The organism is Streptomyces sp. SID14478 (assembly GCF_010548525.1).
Lineage (GTDB): Bacteria > Actinomycetota > Actinomycetes > Streptomycetales > Streptomycetaceae > Streptomyces.
The window spans coordinates 1-12,651 of the sequence record NZ_JAAGMG010001106.1 but is presented as its reverse complement, the minus strand read 5'-3'; the positions used below and the strand labels follow the sequence as shown (position 1 = coordinate 12,651).

General features: G+C 71.3%; 13 protein-coding genes. 1 reads left to right on the top strand and 12 read right to left on the bottom strand.

Annotated features, from left to right (window positions below; all coding sequences use genetic code 11):
• Positions 1 to 1,150, bottom strand: a 1,150-nt coding sequence (locus tag G3I40_RS35725) for an MFS transporter (protein ID WP_164558992.1), incomplete at its 3' end; no start/stop codon positions are given.
• A 76-nt stretch (positions 1,151 to 1,226) separates the two neighbouring features.
• On the opposite strand from G3I40_RS35725, the gene G3I40_RS35720 reads away from it, so the two are divergent.
• On the top strand, positions 1,227 to 2,207 hold the full coding sequence (locus G3I40_RS35720) for a helix-turn-helix domain-containing protein (protein WP_203645376.1): 981 nt from the start codon (positions 1,227 to 1,229) through the stop codon (positions 2,205 to 2,207).
• Positions 2,208 to 2,235: 28 nt separating this feature from the next.
• Here G3I40_RS35720 and G3I40_RS35715 read toward each other — a convergent pair whose 3' ends face one another.
• From G3I40_RS35715 to G3I40_RS35660, 11 genes are all read right to left on the bottom strand, one after another.
• Complete coding sequence (locus tag G3I40_RS35715; RefSeq protein ID WP_164558991.1) at positions 2,236 to 2,985, bottom strand: sirohydrochlorin chelatase; 750 nt, start codon at positions 2,983 to 2,985, stop codon at positions 2,236 to 2,238.
• Between the two features lie 8 nt (positions 2,986 to 2,993).
• Positions 2,994 to 3,905 (bottom strand): ABC transporter permease, encoded by a 912-nt coding sequence (locus tag G3I40_RS35710; protein WP_164558990.1) that lies wholly within the window; start codon positions 3,903 to 3,905, stop codon positions 2,994 to 2,996.
• On the bottom strand, positions 3,892 to 4,680 hold the full coding sequence (locus tag G3I40_RS35705) for an ABC transporter ATP-binding protein (RefSeq protein WP_164558989.1): 789 nt from the start codon (positions 4,678 to 4,680) through the stop codon (positions 3,892 to 3,894). Before G3I40_RS35705 ends, G3I40_RS35710 begins: the two co-directional genes overlap by 14 nt.
• 36 nt (positions 4,681 to 4,716) lie before the next feature.
• The gene (locus tag G3I40_RS35700) at positions 4,717 to 5,832 is read right to left on the bottom strand and encodes an aliphatic sulfonate ABC transporter substrate-binding protein (protein WP_164558988.1); all 1,116 of its coding nucleotides are present in this window, start codon (positions 5,830 to 5,832) and stop codon (positions 4,717 to 4,719) included.
• A 239-nt stretch (positions 5,833 to 6,071) separates the two neighbouring features.
• Positions 6,072 to 7,430: a GTP-binding protein gene (locus tag G3I40_RS35690; protein WP_164558986.1), complete on the bottom strand. Its 1,359-nt coding sequence runs from the start codon at positions 7,428 to 7,430 to the stop codon at positions 6,072 to 6,074.
• Positions 7,431 to 7,432: 2 nt separating this feature from the next.
• On the bottom strand, positions 7,433 to 8,368 hold the full coding sequence (gene cysD, locus G3I40_RS35685) for a sulfate adenylyltransferase subunit CysD (protein ID WP_164558985.1): 936 nt from the start codon (positions 8,366 to 8,368) through the stop codon (positions 7,433 to 7,435).
• The gene (gene cysC / locus G3I40_RS35680) at positions 8,365 to 8,931 is read right to left on the bottom strand and encodes an adenylyl-sulfate kinase (RefSeq protein WP_164558984.1); all 567 of its coding nucleotides are present in this window, start codon (positions 8,929 to 8,931) and stop codon (positions 8,365 to 8,367) included. Before cysC ends, cysD begins: the two co-directional genes overlap by 4 nt.
• 22 nt (positions 8,932 to 8,953) lie before the next feature.
• The gene (locus G3I40_RS35675) at positions 8,954 to 9,679 is read right to left on the bottom strand and encodes a phosphoadenylyl-sulfate reductase (protein WP_164558983.1); all 726 of its coding nucleotides are present in this window, start codon (positions 9,677 to 9,679) and stop codon (positions 8,954 to 8,956) included.
• Positions 9,676 to 9,855 (bottom strand): hypothetical protein, encoded by a 180-nt coding sequence (locus tag G3I40_RS35670; RefSeq protein ID WP_164558982.1) that lies wholly within the window; start codon positions 9,853 to 9,855, stop codon positions 9,676 to 9,678. Before G3I40_RS35670 ends, G3I40_RS35675 begins: the two co-directional genes overlap by 4 nt.
• Positions 9,852 to 11,549, bottom strand: a complete 1,698-nt coding sequence (locus G3I40_RS35665; protein ID WP_164558981.1) for a nitrite/sulfite reductase — start codon at positions 11,547 to 11,549, stop codon at positions 9,852 to 9,854. The genes G3I40_RS35670 and G3I40_RS35665 overlap by 4 nt, the downstream gene beginning before the upstream one ends.
• Positions 11,550 to 11,886: 337 nt before the next feature.
• On the bottom strand, positions 11,887 to 12,471 hold the full coding sequence (locus G3I40_RS35660; protein ID WP_164558980.1) for a GNAT family N-acetyltransferase: 585 nt from the start codon (positions 12,469 to 12,471) through the stop codon (positions 11,887 to 11,889).
• Between the last annotated feature and the right edge of the window lie 180 nt (positions 12,472 to 12,651).

The window sequence follows — 12,651 nt, the reverse complement described above, 5'->3', positions numbered from 1 at the left end:
CCAGGGCGGGCGCCGCCATGGTCGCCGCCGCCTGACCGGAGTTGAAGACACCCTGGTAGACGCCCTGCGCGCGGGCGTCCGCCAGGCCGTAGCCGACGGTCCAGCCGCCCGCCGCCGACAGCACCTCGGCCAGCACCTGCACCACCGCACCGACGACCAGGACCGCCAGCGCCCCCACCGGCGACAGGCCCGCCGTGCACGCGAACACCGCGCACGACAGGGCGAGCAGCAGCCCCGAGCGGCGCATCGCCCGCACCGCACCCGGCAGGTCGCTCACGCCCCGGGTCGCCCGCACCTGGAACAGCGCCACCAGCACACAGTTCAGGATCATGATCAGCGCCGCCGACCAGCGCGGCGCGTCGGTGTGCTGCACGATCCACAGCGGCAGCCCCACCTCCAACAGGCTGTACTGCAGGGCGAGTACGGCATTGAGGAACGTCACGGACAGGTACGGCAGATCGCGCACCGCCCGCCACCGGCTCGGTGACGGGGAGTCGTCCACGGGCCGCCGCGCCGCGCCGCCCGGCCGCCGGAACACCATCAGCGCCGAGCCGACGAACGCCACCGCGTCGAGCAGGATCAGCGCCGTGTACCCGGCCCGGCTGTCCACCTGCAGCGCCAGCGCGCCGAACGCGCCGCCCACGCCCATGCCCACGTTGGTGACCATCCGCAGATGCGCGCGCCCCTCCACGCGTGCCCCGGCGGGCAGCACGTCGGCGTAGAGCGCGTTGCGCACGCCCATGCTCGCCTGGCTCAGCGCGGCGTAGCCGATCGCCGTCGCGAGGAAGGAGGCGTACGAGCCGATCACGGTGTACGCCGCCAGCGCCGCCCCGCAGCCGATCCACAGCACGGTCAGCACCGGCCGCCTGCCCCACCGGTCCGAGGCCCGCCCCGCGGGCACCCCCGCCGCGATCCCGAACAGCCCCGCCACGGTCAGCCCGAGTCCCACCGACGTCGGGCTCAGGCCGATGACCCGCGTGAAGTACAGGACGCTGACCGGGAAGAAGAGGCCGCGCCCGAAGGCGTTGAGGAGCGTCAGCAACGACAGGCGCAGCAGCAGCGGATCGGTGGGGAGCATCCCGGCGAGGCGGGTGGTGGGCGCGGCCGCGGCCGCCGGGGCCCGGGAGGTGCCGGGCGGCGAAGTGGTCATGAGCACACAGAACCGGGGTTCCGGGCGCCGCGACATTCCTTTAGCGTGGCGCTAAAGGGTCAGGGGAGTGGCGGACGTGATCGAGTTCCGGTTCGTCGTCGGCGACCTCGCCCGCACGTCGTTCGCCTACTCGCCGCTCCAAGAGGCCGTGTACTCCCTGCGCTGCTGGCGCGACCCCGCCCGCTACCCGCACCAGCGGCCCTGGCAGCGCCGCCTCGGCCCCGCCTTCGCCCGGCAGGACACCGAACTGCTCACCGCGCTGATCGCCTCGCGCCTGTGGATCCCGGACTTCCTCACCCCGCGCCCCGAGCGGACCCGCCCCGTCTTCACCCAGCAGTTGCAGGCGCTGCGAGGGACCCGACTGCCGCTGCTGGAGCCGCACTTCACCGCCGCCTACGGCAGTGACCCGCTCCCGCCCGTGATCCGTGCGGGCCTCGCCGACCCGGCCCGCCTGCTCGACCGCATCGTCGGTGCCCTGGACGCCTACTGGCACGAGTGCCTCGCCCCGGACTGGTGGCCGCGCGTGCACACCATCCTGGAGGCCGACCTCGCCCACCGCGGCAAGGTCCTCGCCGAAGAGGGCGCCGGCGGCCTGTTCGCGGGCCTCGACCCCCGCCTGAGCTGGAACGGCGACATCCTCACCCTCGTCAAGAGATTCGACCGGCACTCCTGGCCCGAGGCCGACATCCTCATCGGTGGCCGCGGACTCACCCTCGTCCCCACGCTCTTCGCCCAGGGCGCCCACACGGTCATCGACCCCGCACTGCCGCCGCTCCTCGTCTATCCCGCACGCGGCCGCGCGACGATCTCCGAGACCCCGCCCCCGGTCTCCGGAGAGGCACTGACCCGCCTGCTGGGCGCCCCGCGCGCCCGCATCCTGCACCTGCTCGCGGAACCCGCCTCCACGACGGAACTCGCCCACCGCCTCGCCGTGACCCCGGGCGCGGTGAGCCAGCACCTGTCGGTCCTGTACGACGCGGGCCTGCTGCTGCGGACACGGAGCGGCCGGAGCGTGCGGTACGTACGGAGCGAGCTGGGGGAGCGGCTGTGCGGGTGACGGGCAGCCGGAACTCTCACCACGGACTCTAGGCGCCGAGTGCCGCCAACTCCCGTACCAGCGCCGACTCGTAGCGTTCGACGAGTACGCGCGCCACCTCCGGCGCGGGCCCGAGCACGTCCGCGAGTACGTCCGCCCCGGCCGCGCCTTGGGCGATGCGGTCCGGCAGACGGCCGGGGGCCAGGACGTAAGGGGCGACCGCGACCCGGGCGCAGCCCAGGTCGCGCAGGGCGCGTACGGCGTCGGCCGTGCGCGGAAGGGATGCGGAGGCGAACGCAGGCCGCACGGCGCACCAACCGGTGTGCCGCCACTCCCGCGCGATATCAGCGATCACTGCGATCGCCTCCGGGTCGGAGGAGCCCGCCGAGGCCAGGACGACCCCGGTCGTGGGCTTGTCGGCCGGCGTCAACCCGGCCTCGTACAGGCGGCGTTCGAGCGCCGACAGCAGCAGCGGCGAAGGGCCGAGGACGTCCGCCTGGCGGATGCGCAGCGCGCGCGGGGCCTCGCGCAGCACCGCGGGGATGTCGGACTTCGCGTGGAACGCGCGGGTGAGCAGGAGCGGCAGGGCGACCACGTCGCGTACGCCCTCCGCGGCCAGGGACTCCAGCACCCCGGAGACGGAAGGGAGGGTGAAGTCCAGGAAGGCCGTCTCCACCCGCACCCCCGGCCGCTGTGCCCGCACCTCGCGCACGAGGGCGTGCACCGTCGCGGCATGCCGCGGGTCGCGGCTGCCGTGGGCGATGACGAGCAGGACGGGGGAGGCGGGGAAGTGGTGCACGGGACGGCTCAGTTCTTGACGAGGAGGCCGCGGCTGCGCAGGACGCGGCGCTCCAGCGGGCTGAAGATCAGCAGGTCGATCACGACACCGACGATCAGGATGAGCAGGATCGCCAGGAAGACCATGGGCATGGAGGAGGCGTTGCGGCCGTTCTCCAGGAGCTGGCCGAGGCCGATGCCCAGGTCCGGCGAGGACGCGATGATCTCGGCGGCCATCAGCGAGCGCCAGGAGAAGGCCCAGCCCTGCTTCAGGCCGGCGAGGTAGCCGGGCAGGGACGCCGGCAGCACGATGTGCCACAGGCCCCGCACGCCCGTCGCGCCGAGGGTGCGGCCCGCCCGCAGGAACAGCGGCGGCACCTGGTCGACGCCGGACACCAGACCGTTGGCGATCGAGGGGACGGCGCCGAGCAGGATCACCGCGTACATCATCGAGTTGTTCAGGCCGAGCCACAGGACGGCCGGGGGCACCCAGGCCACCGACGGCAGCGACTGCAGGCCGGACAGGATCGGGCCGATCGCGGCGCGCACGAACTTCACGCGCGCCACCAGCAGGCCCAGCGGCGTACCGATGACGAGGGCGAACAGGAAGCCGAGCAGACCGCGCGAGACGCTCGTCCAGATGTAGCCGAGCAGGTCGCCCTTCAGCCAGGCGTCCTGCAGTTCGTCCCAGACCGCCGACGGCGCGGGCAGCTTCGTCGGATCGTCGACGACCTTGAACGAGACCAGGGCCTGCCAGATCACGATCACGACCACGACGGCGGTCAGCGGCGGCAGGACCTTCTCGCGCAAGGTCCTGCGCAACGGGACACGGCCCGTCTGCACGGTGTCCAGGGCGTCCAGACCGGCCTCCAGGCCGGCGAGGTCGTCCTTGGTCAGGGGCTCGGCCGCCTCGACGGTGGCCGTCGGTTCAGTCCTTGCCATGGCGGCGGATCTCCCCACGCAGTTGTTCGGTGATCTCGACGGAGAGCTCGGCCACGTCCGCGTCCTCGATCCGGCGCGGCTGCGGGATGTCCACCGTCCACTCGTGCGCGATCCGGCCCGGCCGCGACGACAGCAGGACGACCCGCTCGGCGAGCCGTACCGCCTCGCGCACGTTGTGGGTGACGAACAGGACGGACACGTGCGTCTCCCGCCAGATGCGGGTCAGTTCGCCGTGCAGCACGTCGCGCGTGATCGCGTCGAGCGCCGCGAACGGCTCGTCCATCAGCAACAGGCCGGCGTCCTGGGCGAGCGCCCGGGCCAGCGCCACGCGCTGGCGCATACCGCCCGACAGCTCGTGCACGCGCTTGCCGTACGCGTCCTGCAGGCGGACCAGTTCGAGCAGCTCCTCGGCCCGGGTGCGCCGGTCCGCCTTCGCCACTCCGCGCAGTTTCAGGGCGAGTTCGATGTTCTTGCCCGCGGTCAGCCACGGGAACAGGGCGTGCTCCTGGAACATCAGGGCGGGCCGCCCGTCCGTCGCGATGCTGCCCGCCGACGGCCGGTCCAGGCCGGCCACCAGGTTGAGCAGCGTCGACTTTCCGCAGCCGGAGGCTCCCAGGAGGGTGACGAACTCGCCCGGCGCGACATCGAGGCTGATGTCGTCGAGGACGAGCTGGGAGCCCGCCGGTGTCGGGAAGGACTTCGAGACGTGCTCGATCCGGGCCGCCCTGCCGCCGGTCGCGGCGGCGTCGGCCGCCTTGGCGAGAGTCGTTGCCATGGTCGTGACCTCCTGGGAACTCGGCTGCCTGTGCGGTTACTTGACGCCGAGACCGGCGTCGTCGACCGTGGGCTCGCCCGCGGCCTTCAGGACCTTGTTGAGGGGTGCGAGGTCATAGATCCCGGCCAGGTTCGGCTTCTCCAGGAGGCCCGCCTTCACCGCGTGGTCGGCCTCGGCGTCGAGGGTCGAGGCCAGCGGGTCGTCGGTGAACTCGATGGACTTCCACGCCGGGTCGAGCACGTCCGTGGGCAGTGCCTTGCCGGAGTCCTTCTCCAACTGCTTGTTGGCGGAGGCCTTCGCGGCGTCCGGGTTGGCCTTTATCCACGCGTTCGTCTTCACCGAGCCGCGCAGCACGGCCTCGACGACGTCCGGGTGCGCCTTCAGGAACGACTGCTTCACGATGATGTTCGTGATCACGAACTTCTTGTCGGGCCACAGGTCCCGCTCGTCGAGCAGCACCTTGCCGCCCTCGGCGACCAGCTTGGACGCGGTCGGCTCCGGCACCCACGCGCCGTCGATGGAGCCGGACTTGTAGGCGTCCGGAGTGATCTTGTTGTCCGTGCGGACCACGGACACGTCGCCCTTGCCGGAGTTCGCGTCGACCTTCCAGCCCTTCTCGGCGATCCAGTTCAGGAGCGCGACGTCCTGGGTGTTGCCGAGCTGCGGGGTGGCGATCTTCTTGCCCTTGACGTCGTCCAGGGACTTGATCTTCTTCGGGTTGACGACGAGCTTCACCCCGCCCGAGGCCGAACCGCCGATGATGCGCAGCGACTTGCTCTGCGACTTGGTGTAGCCGTTGATGGCGGGCGAGGGGCCGATCCAGCCGATGTCGATGGAACCGCTGTTGAGCGCCTCGATCTCGGAGGGCCCGGCGTTGAAGATCTGGTACTTCGCCTTCGTGCCCTTGAGCTCCTTCTGGAAGAAGCCCTTCTGGTTGCCGACGAGTGCGGTGCCGTGGGTCAGGTTCCCGAAGTAACCGATCTTGACGGAGTCGGCCGACAGGGCCTTGCCCTTGGCGGCGACGTTCTCCTTGGAGCTGTCGTCGGACTCGGAGCCGTAGCCGCAGGCCGTCGCGGTGAGCGCGAGGAGCGGCAGGGCGGCGACGGCGAGCAGGCCGCGGCGCGCGAAGAAGGACGATCGGGTGGCAGGCACGGGAGGCTTTCCTCTCGTTGGCCCGGCGGCACTCACGCGCTGAGGGCGCGGGGGCCGGGCAGTCGGCAGGTCGGTCTTCGTCTGTGGGGGTGCGGGGCGTGGGGGGCGAGGGCGCGCAGGCAGTGCGCGTACGTCATCGCGCACATCGCGCGACCCCGCCCTGTCCGCTGCCGAGGGCGCCGCTGCCGACGCGGCCGCCCTCCTTCGCGAACGTCCCGTAGTAGTCGATGGGGGTCATGTCAGAAGTCCCAGCCCTCGTCGTCCTGGGCGGACGCGGCGGCCACGGGGGCCTCGGGGGCGCTCGCGAACGCCTCACCGGCCATGCCGGCGGCGAGCGTCGTGCCGTCGGCGGGGTCGATCAGCAGGAACGAGCCGGTGCGCCGGGAGTCGGCGTACGCGTCGAGCGCGAGCGGCTCCGCCGTGCGCACCTTCACGCGGCCGATGTCGTTGGCGACGAGCCGGCCCGGCTCGGGGTGCTGGGAGAGGTCGTCGAGCGTGAGCCGCGACGGGATCTCCTTGACGATCGCCTTGACGGTGCGGGTGGTGTGCTTGAGCAGTACCCGCTGGCCGACGGCGAGGGGTGTGTCGGCGACGTGGCAGACGGTCGCCTCGATGTCCTGCGAGGTGGCGGGCGCGTCCCCGCTCGGCACGATCAGGTCGCCGCGCGAGATGTCGATGTCGTCCTCCAGCAGGAGGGTGACGGACTGCGGCGTCCACGCGACGTCGACCGCGGTGCCCAGCAGGTCGATTCCGGCGATCTTCGACGTGCGGCCCGACGGCAGGACGGTGACGGACTCGCCGACACGGAACGTGCCCGCGGCGATCTGGCCCGCGTAACCGCGGTAGTCGGGGTGTTCGGCGGTCTGCGGCCGGATCACGTACTGCACGGGCAGGCGGGCGTGGCAGCCGGTGAGGTCGTGGCTGACGGGCACCGTCTCCAGGTGCTCCAGGACGGTCGGGCCGCCGTACCAGTCCATGTTCGCGGACGGCTCCACGACGTTGTCGCCGGCCAGCGCGGAGATCGGGATCGCGGTGATCTCCGGGACGCCCAAGTCGCTCGCGTACGCGGTGAACTCCTCGGCGATCCGCGCGAAGACGGGCTCCTGGTAGTCGACGAGGTCCATCTTGTTGACCGCGAGGACGACGTGCGGGACGCGCAGCAGCGCGGCGACCGCGGCGTGCCGGCGGGTCTGCTCGATGACGCCGTTGCGCGCGTCGACCAGGACCACGGCGAGGTCGGCGGTCGAGGCACCGGTGACCATGTTCCGCGTGTACTGCACGTGGCCGGGGGTGTCGGCGAGGATGAAGCGGCGGCGCGGGGTGGCGAAGTAGCGGTACGCCACGTCGATGGTGATGCCCTGCTCGCGCTCGGCGCGCAGCCCGTCGGTGAGCAGCGCGAGGTCCGGCTCGGCGGCGCCGCGCGAACGCGAGGCGTGCTCGACGGCCTCCAACTGGTCGACGAGGACCGACTTGGAGTCGTGCAGGAGGCGGCCCACGAGGGTGGACTTGCCGTCGTCGACCGACCCGGCGGTGGCGAACCGCAGCAGGGTCGTGGCCGACAGACCGGCGAGCTCTTCGGCAGCAGTGGTCGTGCTCATGGTTAGAAGTACCCCTCGCGCTTGCGGTCTTCCATCGCGGCCTCGGACATCTTGTCGTCGGCGCGGGTGGCACCCCGTTCGGTGAGCCGGGACGCGGCGATCTCGGCGATGACCTTCTCGATGGTCGTCGCGTCGGAGTCGACGGCGCCGGTGCAGGACATGTCGCCGACGGTGCGGTAACGGATGAGACGGGTCTCGACCGTCTCGCCCTCCTTCGGCCCGCCCCATTCGCCCGCGGTCAGCCACATGCCGCTGCGGCTGAACACCGGGCGCTCGTGGGCGTAGTAGATCTCGGGCAGTTCGATGTTCTCGCGGGCGATGTACTGCCACACGTCCAGCTCGGTCCAGTTGGACAGCGGGAAGACGCGGACGTGCTCGCCGGGCGCGTGGCGGCCGTTGTAGAGCTGCCACAGCTCGGGGCGCTGGCGCCGCGGGTCCCACTGGGAGAACTCGTCGCGGAGGCTGAACACGCGCTCCTTGGCGCGGGCTTTCTCCTCGTCGCGGCGGCCGCCGCCGAAGACCGCGTCGAACTTCTCGCTCTGGATCTTCTCGGTCAGCGGCACGGTCTGCAGCGGATTGCGGGTCCCGTCGGGGCGTTCGCGCAAGACCCCGCGGTCGATGTAGTCCTGCACCGACGCCACGTGCAGCCGCAGCCCGTGCTCGGCCACGACGCGGTCGCGGTACGCGAGGACCTCGGGGAAGTTGTGCCCGGTGTCGACGTGCAGCAGGGAGAACGGGATCGCGGCGGGGGCGAAGGCCTTCAGCGCCAGGTGCAGCATGACGATCGAGTCCTTGCCGCCGGAGAAGAGGATCACCGGCCGCTCGAACTCGCCCGCCACCTCGCGGAAGATGTGCACCGCCTCGGACTCCAGGGCGTCCAAGTGGCTGAGCGCGTAAGGGCTGTCGGTCTCCTCGGAGACGGTCACTACGGTCGTCATGCGGCGAGACCCCTTTCGGTGAGCAGCGCACGCAGCGCTGCCGCGGACTCCTGCACGGTCTGGTTCTGCGACTCGATGCGCAGGTCGGGCGAGTCGGGCGCCTCGTAGGGGTCGTCGACCCCGGTGAGGCCCTTCAGTTCACCGGCTGCCTGCTTGGCGTACAGGCCCTTCACGTCGCGTACGGAGCAGACGTCGACCGGGGTGGCGACGTGCACCTCCAGGTACGCGATGCCGCCCGCCTGGTGGCGCTTGCGCACTGCCTCGCGGCTGTCCGCGTACGGGGCGATGACCGGCACGAGCGTCAACACGTCGTTGCGGGAAAGGAGTTCGGCGAGGAACCCGATGCGCCGCACGTTCGTGTGGCGGTCCTCGCGGCTGAAGCCGAGGCCCGCGGAGAGGTACTCGCGGATCTCGTCGCCGTCGAGCACCTCGACCCGGCGGCCCTCGGCACGCAGCGTGGTCGCCAGCTCGTGGGCGATGGTGGTCTTGCCGGAGCTCGGCAGACCCGTGAGCCAGATGGTGGCTCCGGTCACTTGCTTCTCCAAAGTCTGTGTGTCGGGCATGGGTTCCACCGGTCCGGCCGCTTCAGCCGTGGAGTCCGCACTCGGTCTTGGCCCGGCCCGCCCAGCGTCCGGCGCGCGCGTCCTCGCCCTCCAGGAGGCGGCGGGTGCACGGGGCGCAGCCCACGGACCCGTAGCCGTCCATCAGGAGCGGGTTGGTGAGGACGCCGTGCTCGGTGACGTACGCGTCGACGTCGTCCTGCGTCCAGCGGGCGATCGGCGAGACCTTGACCTTGCGGCGCTTCTCGTCCCAGCCGACGACCGGCGTGTTCGCGCGGGTCGGGGACTCGTCGCGGCGCAGGCCCGTGGCCCACGCGGCGTACCCGGCGAGCCCCTCCTCCAGGGGCTTCACCTTCCGCATCGCGCAGCACAGGTCGGGATCGCGGTCGTGCAGCTTCGGGCCGAACTCGGCGTCCTGCTCGGCGACGGTCCGCCGGGGCGTGAGCGTGATGACGTTGACGTCCATCACGGCCTCGACGGCGTCGCGGGTGCCGATGGTCTCCTCGAAGTGGTAGCCGGTGTCGAGGAAGACGACGTCCACGCCGGGCATGGCCCGCGACGCGAGGTGGGCGACGACCGCGTCCTCCATGGACGAGGTCACGCAGAACTTCTTGCCGAAGGTCTTCGTCGCCCACTGGAGGATCTCCAGGGGGGACGCGTCCTCCAGGTCGCGCCCGGCCTGTTCGGCGAGCGCCTTGAGCTGTTCGTCGGTCAACTCAGCGGTATCCGAGGCGACGTGAGTCGTCGTCATATCTGTTCCCCTCCACCGTCGTTGCGCTGAAGACCTCGGGTCAGCAGCCCGAGGAACTTCAACTGGAAGGCTCGGTTGCATGCCGCGCATTCCCAGGCGCCGTGACCTTCTTCGTTCGGACGAAGGTCCTCGTCGCCGCAGTAGGGGCAGTAGAAGGGGGCCGCGCGCTCGCTCATGACAGGGCCTCCTCGGAGGCGCGGGCCGTCCAGGTGGCGAACCGCTCGCCGTCCTCGCGCTCCGCCCGGAAGCGGGTGAGGACGCGCTCGACGTAGTCGGGCAGCTCGGCCGCGGTGACCTTCAGGCCGCGGACCTTGCGGCCGAACCCGGCCTCCAGGCCGAGCGCGCCGCCCAGGTGCACCTGGTAGCCCTCGACCTGCTCGCCGTCCTTGTCGAGCATGAGCTGGCCCTTGAGACCGATGTCCGCGACCTGGATGCGCGCGCAGGCGTTCGGGCAGCCGTTCAGGTTGATGGTGATCGGCTCGTCGAAGTCCGGGATGCGGCGCTCCAGTTCGTCGATGAGGGAGGCGCCGCGCGCCTTCGTCTCGACGATGGCGAGCTTGCAGAACTCGATGCCGGTGCAGGCCATGGTGCCGCGCCGGAACGGCGAGGCGTTGACCTTCAGGTCCAGCGCCTCCAGTCCGGCGACCAGGGAGTCGACCTGCGCCTCCTCCACGTCGAGCACGATCATCTTCTGCTCGGCGGTGGTGCGCAGCCGGCCGGAGCCGTGCGCGCCCGCCACCTCGGCGATCTTGGTGAGGGTGGCGCCGTCCACGCGGCCGACGCGCGGCGCGAAGCCGACGTAGAAGCGGCCGTCCTTCTGCCGGTGCACACCGAGGTGGTCGCGCCAGATGCCGACGGGCTGCTCGGGCGCGGGCCCGTCGATCAGCTTGCGCTGGAGGTACTCGTCCTCCAGGATCCGGCGGAACTTCTCGGCGCCCCAGTCGGCGAGGAGGAACTTCAGGCGGGCACGGGTGCGCAGGCGCCGGTAGCCGTAGTCGCGGAAGATGGCGATGACGCCGCCGTACACGTCCGGGACCTCGTCGAGCGGCACCCAGGCGCCGAGCCGCTGGCCCAGCTTGGGGTTGGTGGACAGGCCGCCGCCGACCCAGAGGTCGAAGCCGGGGCCGTGCTCGGGGTGGTCGACCCCGACGAACGCGATGTCGTTGATCTCGTGCGCCACGTCGAGCTGCGGGGAGCCGGAGATCGCGGACTTGAACTTGCGCGGCAGGTTGGAGAAGTCCGGGTTGCCGATGAAGCGGCGCTGGATCTCGTCGATCGCGGGCGTGCCGTCGATGATCTCGTCGGCGGCGATCCCGGCGACGGGCGAGCCGAGGATGACGCGGGGCGTGTCGCCGCAGGCCTCGGTCGTCGACAGTCCGACGGCCTCCAGGCGGTTCCAGATCTCGGGCACGTCCTCGATCCGGATCCAGTGGTACTGGATGTTCTGCCGGTCGGTGATGTCGGCGGTGCCGCGCGCGAACTCCTGCGAGATCTCGCCGACGACGCGCAGCTGCTCGGTGGTCAGCCGTCCGCCGTCGATGCGCACGCGCAGCATGAAGTACTCGTCGTCCAGCTCCTCCGGCTCCAGGACCGCGGTCTTGCCGCCGTCGATCCCGGGCCTGCGCTGGGTGTAGAGCCCCCACCAACGCATGCGCCCACGCAGGTCGTTGGGGTCGATCGAGTCGAAGCCGCGCTTGGAGTAGATCGTCTCAATGCGTGTCCGCACATTGAGACCGTCGTCGTCCTTCTTGAACTGCTCGTTGCCGTTGAGCGGCGTGTGGTGGCCCACGGCCCACTGACCCTCGCCACGGTGACGGCTCACCTTGCGGCGGGGCGCGGCGGCAGCGGGCTTTTCCGGGGTGGCAGCCATGGATATACGTCCTTCAGGGCAGGCTCAGTGCGGCTCTGACCAGCACACTTCGCGCGAGGGCGCGGCGGTGCGCTGAGAGATCAGGTGGAGCTGGGAACGTCGGCGGTGCTGAGAGCTCAGCGCGCCGGACAGATGGCGCTGGACATGCGGCCGAAGTCGACGTGCCGTCGACTCACCAAGGCGATTCCAGCTGTAGACATGACGGAAGCGTGTCACGGGACTTTGGGCCCGGTCCACCATCGTCCATAATCCGGACGGGAATGTCTCAAGATGCGGACGGTGGTGGCGCCGGTCACATGCGGGGCGGGCGATAGGCGGCATACGCCCGTAATGGGGGTCAGACGGACGGGAAGGCGCCGGGCCACGGACCCGGAGCGGCGACGTCCGGCTCCTGGCCGTCCTCCGTCCTGAACAGCCGGAATCCGCGCCGCTCGTAGTTGGCCATCGCGTGCTCCCCGTCCAGGCTGCACGTGTGCACCCACACCCGCTTCGTGGGCGTGCGCCCGGGCCACCGCTCGGCCAGGTCCCAGGCGCGCGCGACCCCGTACGACAGCAGGTGCCCGCCGATCCGCCGCCCCCGGAAGGCGGGGACGAGCCCGAAGTAGACGATCTCCACGACGCCGTCGTCCTGCGCGTCCAGCTCCACGTATCCGGCCGGCGTCCCCTTCTCGTACGCGACCCAGGTCTCGGCGCCCGGCCGCCCGAGCTGCTCCTGCCACTGCGCGTACGTCCAGCCGAGCCGGTCGATCCACTTGATGTCGCCGCCCACGGACGCGTACAGGAAACGGCTGAACTCCGGCGAGGGCACCTCGGCGCGCACGATGCGCAGGCCGTCGCCCTCGGGCGGGGGCGACGGCCGCAGGTCGGAGGGGGACGTCTGTTCCAGCGACCAGGTGGTGACGGTGATGTTGCTGTGGCTCATGAGGCCCATGGCATCACGCGGCACGGGCCCCGGCCAAGGGAGATGTCCAGGCGCCGGGCACGTTTGTCCATGTCGCCGGGGGCGGGCGCGCGCGACCCTGTGGCGCATGAGACGGACGATGACCGCAGCGCTCGCCGCCGCCGTCGGCTGTGCGGCCGCGCTGCTCACCACCGCGCCCGC